Here is a 14,662-nt window from a genome sequence, read left to right as displayed (position 1 = left end):
AGTGACGCTCTTCTCGCGCTGGATCGGCGTACCGATTGAGACCCCGAATCTCAGCACGACATCCGCTACCAGCAGGTCGACGTACGGTTGGAGGTCGCGAACTCGCTCTTGGAGCCTCGAGACGACGGGATCGAGGACTTTTGGGCAAGCGTGACGTTGTCCATGGCGCTTTTGGTGTCGGTGCGTCGCTCTCATCGCATTCGCACATGCTTGCCGATCATTTCGGAGTAACGGTTGAGGCCGAAGACAGCTGCGAGTACGGCGAAGCCGGGGAAGAGCGAGATCCACCATGCGCCTGTGCTGATCATCGTGTAGCCATCGCGGATGATGTTTCCCCAGGACGGTGCTGGCGGCCGAATCCCGGCGCCGATGAACGATAGGGCCGCCTCCGCGACGATTGCCTCGGCCATGGTGATCGTGATGAAGACCGTGACAGGGAGGGCGATGTTGCGGCTGATGTGGAAGATGACCAAACGTCGCCGACTGGTTCCGGTGAGCCTGGCTGCCAGCACATAATCTTCGCCGTACTCCTTGAACACCAGGGCCCGCATCACCCGCGCCATGGGCGGAGTGAAGAGTACGCCGAGCACGATGATCGTGGTCGAGAGATGTGGGCCGATCGCGGCGGCCAAGACGATGGCGAGCAAAATGCCCGGGAACGCGAGACCCACATCGACCACGCGCATGATGATCTCCGAGAGCCAGCGCGGACCAGTTGCCGCCGCAGCGCCGAGAATGCCCCCGGCCACGAGGGCGATCAGAGTAGAAGCGACGGCAACGAGCGCGCTCAGCCGCGCACCGTGCAGGACACGAGCAGCGATGTCGCGGCCGACCTGGTCAGTGCCGAATGGATGATCCAAACTCGGCGGGCTGAGGGCGTTGGAGGGATCCAGAGCCGTGGGCGAGGTGGTCCAGATCGCCGGAAGGGCGAGCAGGACGATCATGGCGAGGAGAACGATCAACGCGCTCCAGTGGGCAACGGGCCCGCGTAAGCGGCTGGCCGGAGGGAACCCCCGGCCCGGCGGGTCGGCCTCGAATCCGCTGACGAGCGTGCTCTGTGCGGTCATGATGTCCCCGCTTCCGCGCTCTGCGGTGCAAGTACGAGATAGAGAAGATCCACGACCAGGTTGACCGTGACGAACGCCGTCGCCCCCACCAAGGCGGCGCCCCTGACGACCGCGAGGTCACCTTGGTTGATGCCGGTGACGAGAAGGGTTCCCAGCCCGGGGAGGTTGAAGACCACCTCGACCAGGATTGCGACGGACATCATGGCTCCGACGAAGATCCCAACGACGGTCAAGGGAGCGAGCAGCGCGTTCCGGAACACACTCTGCCCGAGGGCGACCGGCCAGGAGACACCTGCGCCGATAGTGGTGCGGACATAGTCCTTCGCCAACTCATCGGCCATGGAAGCGCGGACGATACGTGTGAGGGCGGCCGCGAAGCCCATGGCGAGGACGAGGGCCGGGCCGATCATCGAGGTCAGCCACGCCGTGAACCCCATGGAGAGCGGCACGTAGCCACCGGAGGGAAGAACGCCGAGTGACACGGCAAAGACTTGGATGAAGACGAGGCCGGCCCAGAAGCCAGGTGTTGCCTGCGCGAAGGCTGCGAGCGTGCTGATGACGCGGTCGGTGGCGCGGCCCTCCTTCCAGGCCGCGGCTGTGCCGAGGAGTGCCGCCACCGGTAGCGAGATCAGCAGTGAGAGACCGATGAGCTCTACGGTCACGGGGAGCGCCTGACCGATGAGAGTGCTGACCGGTTCCGATCGCACGATGGCGTCTCCGAGGTCGAGATGCACCAAGTCCACCAGGAAGTGCCAGAACCGAAGCGGCAGCGGGTCGTCGAGCCCGTGTTCGGCGGCGAACTGGCGGCGCGCCTCGGCGTCGGCGAGCATGCCGAGGCGCGCGGTGACCGGATCGTTCGGTGAGAGGTCGACCATGATGAACATCGCGAGCGAGACCCCGAGCAGGATCAGGGGCGCCATCGCGAGACGACGAAGCACATAAGGCCACGTCGCTCGGCGTGCGCGGCGACGTTCGGTGACATCGTCGTCGCCCAGTTCGGGATCCGCGATGAGCAGGACCATCAGGGGGCCTTCCGTAGCGGGCTGTTGAAGGTGCGCGCCGTCAGCCGTGGACACCGTCGAGGACGAATCCGGCGGCGGGTATCGGTCGGAAGCCAGAGAGGCTCGACGACCATGCGGTGATGCGTTGGACTGAATGGAGTGTCGGCGCGGGTACCTGCTCCTGGATGAGTTCGAGAATCTCGGACAGCGCTTGACGATAGCCGGCCTCGTCGGCCGATCCAGCGGCTTCTGCCAGCAGCGCTTCAGCGTCGGCGGCCCCGTCCCAGCGCATGAACTCACGGGGCACAATGCCGAAGAAATGGGCCCGGAGCATGGTGTCCAAGGCTGGGCTGAAGGCACCGGACAGGTCGCCCTTGAAGAGCCAGGCGCTGTAGCGGCCCTCCTGGACCATGGCGATTCGGCTGCCATGCTCGCCAGGCAGGAGGTTGGGCTGGAAGCCGGCGTCGATGAGGTTCTGCTCGATGATGGGGATCTGCGAGTCGATCTGACTATTGCCTGCCGAGATCAGCAGGTCCATTGGCACGGGGCCGGTGCCATGGCCGGCCTCGCTCAGTAGCCGCCGAGCTTCATCTGGGTCGAAACGATAGGAGATCGTCGGTGGGGTGGCGTCGGGATGGCTCGGCAACCAGCCGTCCCAGTTGGGCTTCGCGTGTCCGAAGAAGCTGGTACTGGTGATCGCGTCCCGGTCGATCGCGAAGCATACGGCCTGACGGGCCCTCAGGTCGTCGAAGGGTGGTTTGCCGCAGTGGAAGAGCATGTGGCTGCAGTCGTAGCCGTCGACGACACCCACCTCGACGCGTTCATCTCCCTCGAGTTGAGCGTTAGCGCTCGGCGGCACGTCTTCGATCAGCTTGAATCGCCCGCTCTGCAGACCAGAGATCCGTGCCGTCGAGTCACCGACGTTGGTGATGGTGATCCGCTGGTAGGTGGGCTCGCGATCACCGGTGTACTCGGCGTAGCGCTCGAGCGTGACCTCCTGGCCGGAAATAGCTGAGACGACCCGATACGGGCCGGTGCCCACGGGTTGCAGGGCGAGTTCTTCCGTGACGACTGTGCTGGAGAGCACAGGATCCATCGTGAGTCGTTCGGCGAGCAACGCGGTCGGAGCCTTCAGCGTGACCTCGACAGCGTGGTCGTCGATGGCCGCCACGCCGGCGATGAAGTTGAGGAACTGCGTGTTGAAAGCCCCGACAGCCGGGTCGAGCAAGCGCTGGAGCGTGAACACGACATCGCCCGCGGTGAAAGGGCTTCCGTTGTGGAAACTGACACCTTGCCGGAGCCCGATGCGGTACGTGGTCGGATCGATCTGCTCCGGTAGGGCCTCTGCGAGTTGTGGAAGCACTTCCGTGCGAGGAGCGAACGGGTCCAGTTGGTAGAGGCGGTCGCCCCATAGCGTGGAGATGGCGATGGCTCCCTCGAGTGGGCTGGTGGGATCCAGTCCGTTCCACGCGCTCGTCTGGCCTGCGGTGAAGACAACTGAGTCGCCGCCGGAGGTCGGCCCCTGGTTGGTGGAGCCGGTGCTGCAAGATGTGACCAATGACGCCAGCCCAAGGCCCGCCGCTCCCAGACCGGCTCGGCGAAGAAGCTCACGTCGGCTGACGCGGTCTTGCCAGAGACTCTCGAACCTGTCGTTTTGCCAGCTCGCATTCATATCGAGTCTCCTGTCGATCTTCATCGGCGGACACCCAAGAAAATGAAACGCCGGTTTCAGTGAAATTAGAGTAGGTCCCGACCGGTGTCAACGGGTGCTGGGGATTGCCGGACTGACATGGTGGGGATCAGCATGCCGAATCGAGCATTCGGACGAAGTCGCGTTGTGGCTCGAAGCCGAGCATGGTGCGGGCGCGGCGGATGTCGAGCTCGAGATGGTGCGCCATCGGCATCTCGACCATGAGTTTCGGCACGCCGTAGGCGTCGGCGATAGCGGCCGCGCCGTCGTCGTGGGAGGTGGGGCGGGCGGCGGCGAGGTTGAAGGCGTGGCCCACGGCCTCGGGCTCGGTGAGTGCCAGGTAGAGGCCGTCCACGGCGTCGCGGACGTCGAGGATCGAGAGGGTCCACGGGATGCCGTCGGGGCCGGTCAAGCCCACGGCGGTGTCACCTGGCGCGTCGCCGGTCTGAGCATCGAAGATCTTGACCAGGTCTGGCTGGCCGTCGAAGAGGTGCCAGATGTGGCAGTCCTTGCCCAGCGCCTGCCAGCTCAGGACTCGCCGCCAGAAGTCGAGGCGGAACATGTCGCCGGCCTCCTCGGGGCTGACGACGGTCGCGAACCGGGTGATGGCGAACGGGATGGCGTACTGGGCGGCGTGGTTGCGCAGAATGTACTCGCCCAGCAGCTTGCCGGTGCCGTAGTAGTCGGCCGGTTCCTGCGGCGAGTCCTCGGTCAGCGGCACGGCGGGTGGCGCCCCCGGGCGGTAGGTGCCGTCGGAGCTGGCCAGCACGAACCGATCGATCGGGACGCCGGCCTTCACGACGCCCTCCAGCAGCCGGAGGGTGCCGAACGCGTTGACGTCGTAGAAGCGGTCGACGGCGGTGTCGCTGCGGATCAGCTGGGCCGCGAGATGGACGACATGGGTGACGTTCTTGCACGCGGCGTCGATGGCCGGCTGGTCGCTGAGATCGGCCTCGACGATCTCGACGTCGGGGAAAGGGTCGAGCTTGCTGCGCAGCGGATCGCCCGGTAACACCATGGCCTTGACGTCGGCGCCGGCGGTCACGAGGCGCCGAACCATGTTCGCGCCCACCCTGCCCGCCGCACCGGTCACCAGTACACGCATGTCACGCACCACTTCCCGTTCTCTGTGATCGTTGCGACACGGTGAGTACGTGCCGGAATGAGCCAGGTAGCCGATGGTGGAAATGGAACCGGTGTTTCACTCATCGTGACACCAGATCGGCTTGAACTCAATCCAGGAACGGGCGATGGGACTGACGGCGGGCTGAGCGCTGCGGTCAGGCGCGGACGGACCAGCCGACGCCCAAATGGGTCTCGATGTAGTCGGCCAGGTTGGCGATGATCCGCATCCGGGTGATCAGGTGATCTTCGAAGTCCATCACGACTACGGCGAGATCGTTGCGCACGACGGCGCCGGTTCGCTTGATGCGGTAGTTCTCCGCGATCAACGCGACCACCTGGTTCCCCTCGGCGATGAACTCGATCGGACGCTCGATCGGGTCGAGCAGGTCCAGTTCGCCGACGATGTCGTCCTCCCAGGACAGCATGTCTGCCAGCGCCTGCTTTCCGTGGATCACGCCGGGATAGGTGGGTACCCGCTCGTCCCGCGGCCCGTCGTGGGACCAGATGATGTCTTCGGCGCACAGGTCGATCAGTGGCTGGTAGCAGGTCGTCGTGTCGCGGATGGAGGAGTGGATGTAGTAGTACGACCACGCGCGCAGCGCCAGGCCGGTGTTGATCTGCTCTTGGCTCCACTGGGCAGGATCGGTCATCGGGCGGCCTCCGAACTCCGGTGGTGACGGTGTGCGTCGATGAACTCAGCCATCTCGTAGACCCGTCGGTCGCGGACGATCAGGCCGTCGCGAAACTCGAGAACGGCGGTGAAGGCCTTGCCCTCGACCCTCTGGCCGGTCAGCACGATGTCGTAGCTCTCGCGCCCCAGTACCACGGCGCGCTGGGTGTCGCATACGAAGGAGAGCGGCTCGTCGAGGTGCACGTCGCCGAACAACCCGGGTGCGAGCCTCGTCCAGAAGTCGATGATGGCTGCGCGCCCGTGCAACGCCGTCCCCAGCGGCGTGTCGGCAGGCACGCCGAACGTGAGCATGCAGTCGGTCGCGATCAGGTCGGTGTAGGGCCGGAAGTCCTCGGGTGCGCGCGGCCGGCCGGCCGCGGACTCGATGCCGGAGAACGCCTTCTGTGCCAGCAGTTTGCATGTCACGCGGGTTCGCGCCTCTCGGAGTGAGCGGTGTACGTGGCCGTATCGATCGTCTCGCGCGGGAATGGCCGTCGCGATGGTGGCGGGTTTCGCCTGCGGCATCGGTTGTTCAACGAATGGAACCTGTGTTTCAGTATGGTAGATGGCGGTGGTCCATGGCTCAACGTGGCGGCCGTTCTCTCGATCATGCCGATGACAGCCGAGGGCGGTGCACATGGAGCTCGGTACGGTCTCCACGGATCAGACGGCGCTGGCGGGCGGGGCGGTGCTGACGACGGTCCGCGGCGGTGCGGGCCCGATGGTCGCGCTGCTCGGCGGCGTGCATGGCGACGAGGACGAGGGGGTCCTCGCGGTGCTCCGGGTCGTGCGCGAGCTGGCCGGCGCGCCGCTGGCCGGGACGGTGCGGGCGGTCGCACGTGCCCACGCGGCGGCCTGGGCGGCGGGCAGCCGGACCGGCCCGCTCGACGGCGGCAACCTCGCGCGCTGCTTTCCCGGCGATCCGAAGACCGGCCCCACGGCCGAGGTCGCGGCGTCGATCACCGAGTCGGTCATCGACGGCGCCGACGTGCTGATCGACCTGCACTCGGCCGGCGTGGCCTACGGCATGCCGCTGTTCTGCGGCTTCGTCCGCGACGCCGGCGACGCCGACGGGTCGAGGCGGGCGGCGGCGGCGTTCGGCGCCCCGCTGATCTGGGCGCACTCGGGGACGCCGCCGGGACGAAGCCTGTCCGTGGCGGCCGAGCGCGGCATCCCGGCGATCTACGCCGAGTGCGGCGGCGGTGGCGCCATCCGCGGCGACCACCTCGAGGCCTACACCCGTGGCGTGCTGGGCGTGCTGGCGGAGTTCGGGCTGCTACGGCCCTCGCGGCGACCGACGTTGCGCGCCGAGGCGAGCTGGGTCTACGACGGCGGCGGCGACCTCGACGCGGGGGTCCTGTCGCGCCACGACGGCTTCTTCGTGAGCACGGTCACCGCGGGCGACATCGTCCCGGCCGGGGGCGAGATCGGTCGCCTCCACGGGTACGACGGCACGCTGCTCGAGACCGTGGCGGCGCCGGCGGCGGGCATGGTGATGTTCCTGCGCCGCCGGGCGCGCACCCGTGCCGGCGACGTGCTCTTCTCGCTGGCCGGCCTCGACGACGGAGCGGGCGCGTGAGCGGGCGGGGGCTCGCCCGATTCGCGGCCGATCTGCCCGAAGTGGGCGAGCTCGTGACGCTCGGCGAGGGCGACACCCCGGTCATCGGCCTGCCGGTGCTGGCCCGCCGGCTCGGCCTGGGCCGGCTGACGGCGAAGCTGGAGTCGCTGAACCCGACCGGGTCGTACAAGGACCGCATCGCCGCGATGTCCCTCTCGCTGGCCCGGCACCAGGGCCGGCGGGGCTGGATCGCCTCGTCGTCGGGGAACGCGGGCGTCGCGATGGCAGCCTACGGGGCCCGGGCTGGGCTGCCCGGGTTCCTCTGCCTGGTCGCGTCCGCTCCGCTGGAGAAGCGGGTCCCGCTGCTGCCGTACGCGGCCGCCGTCGTGAGCGTCGACGGTGTCGGCGACCACGCGACGACGCAGCGCATCACCGGGCTGGTCGACCAGGTACTGGCCGCGGCCAAGAGGCACGACCTCTACCTCGGCATCACCGCGCACGCGTTCAACCACGACGGCATGCGGGGCGCGGACACCATCGGTTACGAGCTGGCCGAGCAGGCCGACACCGCCACACACGTCTACGTCTCCGCCGGCGGAGGCGGGCTGTTGGTCGCCGTCGCGCGCGGGATGGCCCACGGCGGCATGCGGGCGTCCGTCGTGGCCTGCCAGCCGGCAGGGTGCGCGCCCATCGTCGACGTGTTGCAAGGGGTACGGGTGGAGCCGCTGGTGACCCGGTGCGAGACGACGGTCTCCGGCCTGCAGGTGCCGAACCCGCCGGACGGCGTCGCGGCCGTGGGCGCGGTGACGGCATCGGGTGGCTGGGGCACGGCTCCGGCCGACGCCGAGATCCTGGCCGCTCAGCGGCTTCTCGCAGCGGCCGAGGGCGTGTTCGTCGAGCCCGCCGCCGCTACGACGCTGGCCGCGCTCATCGCCGACGTCGAAGCGGGCCGGATCGGCTCCGGCGCCGACGTCGTGCTGGTGCTGTCCGGCGCCGGCTGGAAGGACCTGGGCCGATTCGGCCCCGGCGCGGGCACCCTGCCGGTGGTGGCCGTCGACGACATCGCCGGGCGGGTGGCCGACTGGGCCGCCGGATCGTCCGGCGCACGAGCCGAGATCACTGGGAGGGTCGCATCATGAAGGTGATCGTCGTAGGCGCCGGGTTCATGGGCAGCCTGCACGCGCGGACGGTGCGCGACTCGCGGCTGGCCGAGCTCGCGGGCGTCGTCGACAGCGCCGGCTCCGTGGCCGCCGCCGTCGGCGCCGAACTAGGCGTACCGGCCTACACCGACCTCGGTCGCGCTCTGGCCGAGACCCGGCCCGACGTGGTGATCGTCGCCACGCCCGACTCGGTGCACCGGCCTGCGGCCGAGGCCGCCATCGCCGCTGGCGCGGCCGTCCTGGTCGAGAAGCCGCTGGCCACCACCGTCGCCGATGCCGAGGCCCTGGTGGCGCTGGCCGCCGAGCGCGGCGTGCGGCTGATGACCGGCCACATCACCCGGTTCTACCCGCGGTATGTGCAGGTGGCCGAGACGGTGCACTCCGGCCGGCTGGGCCGGCCGGTCCTGGTGACGACCTCGACCTGGGGCCAGCGGTCGCTGGGGGAGCGGGTCGCGGGCACGACGAACCCGCTGTGGCACTTCGCCATCCACGACATCGAGCTGATCCAGTGGCTCACCGGCGGCGTCGTCGCCGAGGTCGACGGCGCGCAGCTGATGGAGTCGGCGTCCGGGGTCGCCACGTTCGCCGCGACGGGCACGGTGAGCTCCGGCGCCGCGTTCCACCTGGCCACCGGCTGGACGCTGCCCGACAGCGCCGGGCCGCGCTGGGACCTCAAGGTGCACTGTGAACGGGGCGTGGCGCAGGCCGCGTGGAGCTCCGACGGCGTCACGAGCTTCGGTGCCGACGGCGCCGAGGAACTCGACTGCCTCTCCTGGCCCACGCTGCACGGCCGCGTCGAGGGCGCGCTGCGCCTGGAGGTCGAGCACTTCCTCGCGGCGGTGGCCGACGGCACCCCCTTCCTCGTCCCGCCGGAGGCCGCGGTCGACGCCGTCCGCAGCGCTGCGCTGCTGGAGAAGGCCTGCACCGTGCGGAGGCTCCCGTGACGGCGGCGGGCATCGCGATCGTCACCGGTGCCGGCAGCGGCATCGGCCGCGCGACGGCGGTCCGGCTCGCCGAGGCCGGGTACCGATGCCTCCTGGCCGGACGCCGCGAAGCGCCATTGAAGGAGACCGGCGAGCTGATCGGCGCCCAGGGCGGGACCGCCTCGGTGGTGTCCGCCGACGTCACGACCGACGAGGGCCGGATCGCCATCCTGCGGGCGGCCGACGAGGCGGCCGAGGGATGGGAGGTGCCGCTTCGTGCGCTGGTCAACAACGCAGGCGACTCCAACCTGGCGCCGCTGTTCGCCCAGGACGTCGGCCGGTGGCGCGAGAACTTCGCGCTCAACGTCGAGGCGGCCGCGTTCCTGGCCATCGAGGCGATGCGCCGCATGCGCGAGACCGGCGGCGGCGCCGTCGTCAACGTCGCCTCCGTGTACGGGAAGGTGGCCCTCAACAACGCGTTCTACGAGCCCCGGCTGCCGGCCGACACGCCCGACGGTCCGGTCCGCGACCTGTCGTACGCGGCGTCCAAGGGCGCTGTGCGCATGATGTCGCGGGAGCTCGCCGTGGCCGGCGCGCCGATGGGGGTCCGGGTCAACACCGTCTCGCCCGGGATGGTCGACGTCGGCAAGGTGCCGCTCGATCCCGAGGTGGTCCGCACCTTCAGCGCGGCCACGCCGATGGGCCGCCTCGGCCGGCCCGACGAGATCGCCGGGGTGGTGAACTTCCTGCTCTCGCCCGAGGCCGGCTTCGTCACCGGCGCGGAGATCGTCGTCGACGGCGGCTGGACCATCTGGTGACTGGCTCCAGCGGCGCCCGCCGTCCGGCGAAGACCGGCACCTGACCACGGCACCGGGCCCGGCGCTGCAATGGTGGCAGGGCCCGGACCGGCCGGGCCGGGACTCGTCGTGGAGGGCGCCCATGCGGTACCGGCAGCTGGGGCGGTGGGGGATCGAGGTGTCGGAGATCACCCTCGGCACGTGGCTCACGCACGGCGGGCTTGCGGCGGGGGCGGCCGCCGTTGCCTGCACTCGGCGCGCCTACGAGCTCGGCGTGAACCTGTTCGACACCGCCAACGTGTACCCGGAGGGCCACGAGGGAGAGGCCGAACGCGTGCTCGGGGCCTCGCTTGCCGTGTTCCCGCGTGACAGCTACCTGGTCGCGACCAAGGTGTTCTCGCCGATGGGCGACGGCCCGCTGCTGCGCGGCCTGTCGCGCAAGCACGTGCTGGCCCAGGCCGATGCCTCGTTGAGCAGGCTCGGCCTGGATCACATCGACCTCTACCAGTGCCACCGTTACGACCCCAAGACGCCGCTGGAGGAGACCGCCGCGGCGATGGACCACCTCGTGCGGCAGGGCAAGGTGCTCTACTGGGGCGTCTCGGAGTGGGCGGCGGAACAGCTCGACGAGGTGGTCGCCCTTTGCCGAGAGCAGCGGTGGGCGGTCCCGGTGTCGGACCAGCCCCACTACTCGGCGCTGTGGCGTGAGCCCGAGGCGAGCGTGCTGCCGGCCTGCGCCCGGCACGGGCTCGGGGTGCTGGCGTTCGCCCCGCTGGCCCACGGCGTGCTGAGCGGCAAGTACCGCGCGGGCGCGGCCGCACCCGCGGGGAGCCGGGCGGCCCGGCCCGCGGACCGGTGGATGTTCGACCGGTACCTGACGCGGTCGGTGCTCGCCGCCGTCGCGGAGTTTCAGGGGCTCGCCGAGCAGGCCGGCTGCTCGCCGGCACAGTTGGCGCTGGCCTGGTGCCTGCGCGATCCGGCCGTTTCCTCGGTCGTGGTCGGGGCCTCGACCATCGCCCAGCTCGAGGCGAACGCCGTCGTGCCCGACCTCGGGATCGGCGCGGATGTCATCGAGCTGGCCGACAAGGTCCTGGGCGTGGTCCGGCTGAGCTGACCGCGCTCGCCGGCTACGGCGACACCAACGCGATCACTGCCGGGTCGATCACTACGTCGATGCTCACCTCGTGCCCTCACGCACGTGGAGATGGAAACAGATCGCTCAGTCCAGTTCGTAGGGGTGGTGCTCGAGCAGCTCCGGCGGGATGCCGTGGCGGGGGAAGGGCGTGCGGCGCTGGCCGCGAACGGGTGTGGTCAAGACGAAGACGTCGCCGGCGAGGCGGCCCTGGCGGCCGTGCTGGGGAGCGGCTTGGGCGGCCGTCGTGATGTAGAGCTCATTGCGGTGCGGGCCGCCGAACGTGCAGCTGGAGACGTTCGGGGTGGGGACGGCGACGGCGCCCAGCAGCCGGCCGTCGGGGGCGTAGCGGCGGACTTCGCCGGCGCCCCAGACGGCCAGCCACAGGCAGCCCTCGCTGTCGACGGTGAGGCCGTCGGGCAGCCCGTCGCTCGACGGAATCTCGATGAACCGCTCGGGGTCCGACGGGACACCCGCGGCGCCGTCCCAGCGGTAGCGGTTGACGCTCTGCGCGATGGTGTCGACGTGGTAGAACCAGCGGCCGTCGGGGCTCCAGTCGAGGCCGTTGGACATGCCGATGCCGTCGAACAGCGCCGCCGCTGTGCCGTCGGGGTCGACGCGGTAGAGAGCGCCGGTGAATCGCGGGTCGTGCGCGGCGGTGCCGGCGACGAACCGGCCGTCGGGCGCGCACTTGCCGTCGTTGAACTGGGTGGCACGGTGCGCCTCGACCGGCTGCCAGAGGGCGGGGAGGTCGTTCCAGCCCGCCAGCACGAGGACGCCGCGCCGGCCGGCGAGCAGGAACCCGCCGCCGTCGATGAGCGCCACACTGCCCAGTGGCTCACCGATCTCGCGGTACGCGACGTCGCGGCTGGCGCGGTCCCAGCGCCACAGGTGTCCGGCCGGGATGTCGACCCAGTAGAGCGTGCCGGAGCGGGGGTCGTAGACGGGGCCTTCGCCGACGTCTGCACGGCAGTGAACCAGCAGGCGCGGCTGAGTCGTGTTCACCATCGTCCGTCGGTTCGTCCTCTCGTCGCGGCGCCCGTAGCGCCGGCCCGAGCCGCCCGCCCCTGCACCACGGGCGGACCGGGGTCAGCCTCCTGCCTGGTCGGTTCGGTGGCCTCCGGGCTCGCCGGCCAGGTGCGCGGCCACCTCGGCCAGCCTGGCCGCCACCACGGGGACCTCGTCCATGGTGAACCGGACGGACGGCGCGCTGACGCTCAGCGCCGCGGGCAGCCGGGTGCCGAGAATGGCGACGGCGACGCAGCGGCCGTCCTCCTCGTTCTCGCCGTCGTCGACGGCGTATCCCTGCCGCCGGACGGTGTCGAGCTCGGCGTCGAAGGCCTCGGCTGAGGTGATCGTGTGACCGGTGCGGGGCTTGAGGTCGACCTGCTCGAGCAGCTCGGCGACCTGGCCCGCGGGCAGCTGGGCCGCGATGGCCTTGCCCAGCGCCGTGCAGTAGAGCGGGTCGCGGCTGCCGCGGACGCTCACCATGCGCACCGTGCGCGGGCTCTCGGCGACCTCGACGTAGCGGACGAGGTTGCCGTCGAGGACGCCCAGGTTGGTGGTCTCGCCGGTCTCGTCGCGCAGCCGCTCCAGCCAGGGGCGGGCGCGGTCCTGCAGGACCTCGAGGTCGCGCGACTGCATGCCGACGAAGCCGAGACCGAGCCGGTAGCGGCCGCCGGCGTCGCGCTCGACGTAGCGGTGCTTCTCGAGCGTCCAGAGGTAGCGGAACGCCGTGGCCTTCGCCATGCGGATCGAGCGGTGGATCTCGACGAGCGACATCGGCTCGGTGGACTCCTGGAGCACGTTGAGCATTGAGACGACCCGTTCGACGGATCGGTTGTTGTACTTGCGGGCTTGTTCGGGTGTGGCGGTGGCCGGGTCGGGCGCGTCGTGGATGTCGAGGTGCTCGTCGCCGGCTTCGGGGGTGGACTCGGGGTCGAGATCGTCGGGGTTGCGGCCTGCGGGCCGTCTGCGTGGCATGACGCCGCCTCCGTGGGTTTCTGGATCCGAACCTGCAGTTTCAGACTGAGAATACCGGAATCAAGATCATCTGCCAGGGGCCAGTTTCGCGGCAGTTGCTGCGTGCCGGCGCCCGCTGGCCCATCGCCCTTGATCCCGGTCGCAGGCGGATGCTGCGAACTGGCCCCCTTGACGCATGGTTTCTGACGATCGTAGCGTGATTTGCCAAGTGGAGCATCTGTTTCGATAAACAAAACGCCGTGATCCCGGAGCCCGTGTCCAGCCAGCCCGGCAGGAGTCCGTTCATGAGCACAGATGCTCGACCACATGTCCGTTCCCAGGAGCTCCACCAGCGGGCCAGCCGCTGCACGCCCGGCGGCGTCCACTCCAACGTGCGGCTGCCCGGCCCGCGGATCTTCTTCGAGCGGGCCGACGGGGCCTGGCTGCGCAGTGTCGACGGCCACGACTACGTGGACTACCTGCTGGGCCAGGGGCCGAACTTCCTGGGCCACGCGCCCGCGGCGGTGGTCGAGGCGGTCAACGAGGCCTGCCGCTACGGGGTGATCTTCGGCGGCCAGCACGAGATCGAGGTGCAGGCGGCGGAACTGGTCTGCGAGACGCTGGGGTGGCCCGACATGGTGCGCTTCGGCGTCTCCGGCACCGAGGCCGTGCAGGCGGCGTTCCGGCTGGCCCGCGCCGCCACCGGCCGCACGAAGATCGTCCGGTTCGAGGGGCACTACCACGGCTGGCTCGACAACGTGCTGATGGCGCCCGACGGCGACGGCTGGGGGACGGCCAGCGCGGGGCAGCTCGCCAGCCACCTCGACGACGTCGTGGTGCTGCCGTGGAACGACGCGGACCGGCTCGCGGAGGTGCTGGCCGCCGGCGGCGACCAGGTGGCCGCCGTCATCATGGAGCCGGTCATGATCAACGCCGGTGTCATCGAGCCGCTCCCCGGCTACCTCGAGCGCGTGCGCGAGCTGTGCACGTCGCACGGCATCGTCCTGATCTTCGACGAGGTGCTGTCGGGGTTCCGGCTCGGGCTCGGCGGCGCCGCCGGCCGGTACGGCGTCACGCCCGACCTCGCGACGTACGCCAAGGCGCTGGCGGCCGGCTGGCCGGTCGCGGCGCTGGCCGGCCGGGCGGACCTGATGGAGCGGTTCGGCACCGGCGAGGTCAACCACTCGGGCACGTTCAACGGCTCCGTCGTCGCGACGGCGGCGGTCAAGGCGAGCCTCGAGCGGCTGCGCGACGACCCGCCGTACGCCGCCGTCGAGGAGCACGGCATGGCCCTGATGGCCGGCATCCGCGAGCTCGGCGAGACCTACGGCGTCCCGCTGCGGGCGGCCGGGCTGCCGGCGGCGTTCCACGTCTCGTTCGGTGACGCCGACGTCGTCGACTACCGGACGCTGCAGCAGCTCGACCTCGCCCGGTACGAGAAGCTCGCCGACCGGCTGGTCGACAACGGCGTCTGGGTGGCGCCGCGCGGGGTCTGGTACGTCTCCGCCTGCCACGGGCCGGGCGAGCTGGACGCCGCGCTGACGCGGTTCGGCAAGACGCTGACGGAGTGGCTGTGA

14 protein-coding genes are annotated in these 14,662 nt (G+C 70.1%); 6 read left to right on the top strand and 8 right to left on the bottom strand.

What is annotated here, in order from left to right; translation table 11 throughout:
* Window positions 1–191 precede the first annotated feature (191 nt).
* The 6 genes from E1212_RS04030 to E1212_RS04005 all read right to left on the bottom strand — a co-directional run bounded on the left by E1212_RS04030 (window position 192) and on the right by E1212_RS04005 (window position 6,192).
* On the bottom strand, window positions 192–1,067 hold the full coding sequence (locus E1212_RS04030; protein WP_131979475.1) for an ABC transporter permease: 876 nt from the start codon (window positions 1,065–1,067) through the stop codon (window positions 192–194).
* Window positions 1,064–2,089 carry an ABC transporter permease gene (locus tag E1212_RS04025; protein ID WP_162605298.1) on the bottom strand — a complete coding sequence of 342 codons (1,026 nt, stop codon included), beginning with the start codon at window positions 2,087–2,089 and terminating at the stop codon, window positions 1,064–1,066. Before E1212_RS04025 ends, E1212_RS04030 begins: the two co-directional genes overlap by 4 nt.
* Window positions 2,090–2,129: 40 nt before the next feature.
* On the bottom strand, window positions 2,130–3,764 hold the full coding sequence (locus E1212_RS04020; RefSeq protein WP_131979470.1) for an ABC transporter substrate-binding protein: 1,635 nt from the start codon (window positions 3,762–3,764) through the stop codon (window positions 2,130–2,132).
* Between the two features lie 103 nt (window positions 3,765–3,867).
* The gene (locus tag E1212_RS04015) at window positions 3,868–4,863 is read right to left on the bottom strand and encodes an NAD-dependent epimerase/dehydratase family protein (RefSeq protein WP_131979467.1); all 996 of its coding nucleotides are present in this window, start codon (window positions 4,861–4,863) and stop codon (window positions 3,868–3,870) included.
* A gap of 175 nt (window positions 4,864–5,038) precedes the next feature.
* The gene (locus E1212_RS04010; protein WP_131979464.1) at window positions 5,039–5,533 is read right to left on the bottom strand and encodes a nuclear transport factor 2 family protein; all 495 of its coding nucleotides are present in this window, start codon (window positions 5,531–5,533) and stop codon (window positions 5,039–5,041) included.
* On the bottom strand, window positions 5,530–6,192 hold the full coding sequence (locus tag E1212_RS04005; protein ID WP_131979461.1) for a nuclear transport factor 2 family protein: 663 nt from the start codon (window positions 6,190–6,192) through the stop codon (window positions 5,530–5,532). The genes E1212_RS04010 and E1212_RS04005 overlap by 4 nt, the downstream gene beginning before the upstream one ends.
* Between E1212_RS04005 and E1212_RS04000 the strand changes: the two genes are divergently transcribed.
* The 5 genes from E1212_RS04000 to E1212_RS03980 all read left to right on the top strand — a co-directional run bounded on the left by E1212_RS04000 (window position 6,191) and on the right by E1212_RS03980 (window position 11,105).
* On the top strand, window positions 6,191–7,132 hold the full coding sequence (locus tag E1212_RS04000) for a succinylglutamate desuccinylase/aspartoacylase family protein (RefSeq protein WP_131979458.1): 942 nt from the start codon (window positions 6,191–6,193) through the stop codon (window positions 7,130–7,132). The two genes, E1212_RS04005 and E1212_RS04000, sit on opposite strands and share 2 nt — an antisense overlap.
* Window positions 7,129–8,250, top strand: a complete 1,122-nt coding sequence (locus E1212_RS03995) for a pyridoxal-phosphate dependent enzyme (RefSeq protein ID WP_131979455.1) — start codon at window positions 7,129–7,131, stop codon at window positions 8,248–8,250. The genes E1212_RS04000 and E1212_RS03995 overlap by 4 nt, the downstream gene beginning before the upstream one ends.
* Window positions 8,247–9,215 (top strand): Gfo/Idh/MocA family protein, encoded by a 969-nt coding sequence (locus E1212_RS03990; RefSeq protein ID WP_131979452.1) that lies wholly within the window; start codon window positions 8,247–8,249, stop codon window positions 9,213–9,215. The genes E1212_RS03995 and E1212_RS03990 overlap by 4 nt, the downstream gene beginning before the upstream one ends.
* Window positions 9,212–10,012 carry an SDR family NAD(P)-dependent oxidoreductase gene (locus E1212_RS03985; protein WP_162605297.1) on the top strand — a complete coding sequence of 267 codons (801 nt, stop codon included), beginning with the start codon at window positions 9,212–9,214 and terminating at the stop codon, window positions 10,010–10,012. Before E1212_RS03990 ends, E1212_RS03985 begins: the two co-directional genes overlap by 4 nt.
* 121 nt (window positions 10,013–10,133) lie before the next feature.
* Window positions 10,134–11,105 carry an aldo/keto reductase family protein gene (locus E1212_RS03980; RefSeq protein ID WP_131979447.1) on the top strand — a complete coding sequence of 324 codons (972 nt, stop codon included), beginning with the start codon at window positions 10,134–10,136 and terminating at the stop codon, window positions 11,103–11,105.
* A gap of 105 nt (window positions 11,106–11,210) precedes the next feature.
* Here the strand turns inward: E1212_RS03980 and E1212_RS03975 are convergent, their stop codons facing one another.
* Window positions 11,211–12,131 (bottom strand): SMP-30/gluconolactonase/LRE family protein, encoded by a 921-nt coding sequence (locus tag E1212_RS03975; protein WP_131979445.1) that lies wholly within the window; start codon window positions 12,129–12,131, stop codon window positions 11,211–11,213.
* An 81-nt stretch (window positions 12,132–12,212) separates the two neighbouring features.
* A complete protein-coding gene (locus E1212_RS03970; protein ID WP_131979442.1) occupies window positions 12,213–13,106 on the bottom strand; it encodes an IclR family transcriptional regulator in 894 nt (297 codons plus the stop codon).
* A gap of 284 nt (window positions 13,107–13,390) precedes the next feature.
* Between E1212_RS03970 and E1212_RS03965 the strand changes: the two genes are divergently transcribed.
* On the top strand, window positions 13,391–14,662 hold the full coding sequence (locus E1212_RS03965; protein ID WP_131979439.1) for an aspartate aminotransferase family protein: 1,272 nt from the start codon (window positions 13,391–13,393) through the stop codon (window positions 14,660–14,662).

Origin of the sequence: Jiangella ureilytica, assembly GCF_004348545.1 — a bacterium.
GTDB classification, from domain to species: domain Bacteria; phylum Actinomycetota; class Actinomycetes; order Jiangellales; family Jiangellaceae; genus Jiangella; species Jiangella ureilytica.
Note: the sequence above shows the minus strand (reverse complement) of the source record. Positions and strands in the feature narration are given on the sequence as shown.

Coding starts and splice junctions, on each gene's coding strand:
- E1212_RS04030 (WP_131979475.1), bottom strand. CDS start 1,067: ATGACCGCACAGAGCACGCTCGTCAGCGGATTCGAGGCCGACCCGCCG.
- E1212_RS04025 (WP_162605298.1), bottom strand. CDS start 2,089: ATGGTCCTGCTCATCGCGGATCCCGAACTGGGCGACGACGATGTCACC.
- E1212_RS04020 (WP_131979470.1), bottom strand. CDS start 3,764: ATGAAGATCGACAGGAGACTCGATATGAATGCGAGCTGGCAAAACGAC.
- E1212_RS04015 (WP_131979467.1), bottom strand. CDS start 4,863: ATGCGTGTACTGGTGACCGGTGCGGCGGGCAGGGTGGGCGCGAACATG.
- E1212_RS04010 (WP_131979464.1), bottom strand. CDS start 5,533: ATGACCGATCCTGCCCAGTGGAGCCAAGAGCAGATCAACACCGGCCTG.
- E1212_RS04000 (WP_131979458.1), top strand. CDS start 6,191: ATGGAGCTCGGTACGGTCTCCACGGATCAGACGGCGCTGGCGGGCGGG.
- E1212_RS04005 (WP_131979461.1), bottom strand. CDS start 6,192: ATGTGCACCGCCCTCGGCTGTCATCGGCATGATCGAGAGAACGGCCGC.
- E1212_RS03990 (WP_131979452.1), top strand. CDS start 8,247: ATGAAGGTGATCGTCGTAGGCGCCGGGTTCATGGGCAGCCTGCACGCG.
- E1212_RS03980 (WP_131979447.1), top strand. CDS start 10,134: ATGCGGTACCGGCAGCTGGGGCGGTGGGGGATCGAGGTGTCGGAGATC.
- E1212_RS03975 (WP_131979445.1), bottom strand. CDS start 12,131: ATGGTGAACACGACTCAGCCGCGCCTGCTGGTTCACTGCCGTGCAGAC.
- E1212_RS03970 (WP_131979442.1), bottom strand. CDS start 13,106: ATGCCACGCAGACGGCCCGCAGGCCGCAACCCCGACGATCTCGACCCC.
- E1212_RS03965 (WP_131979439.1), top strand. CDS start 13,391: ATGAGCACAGATGCTCGACCACATGTCCGTTCCCAGGAGCTCCACCAG.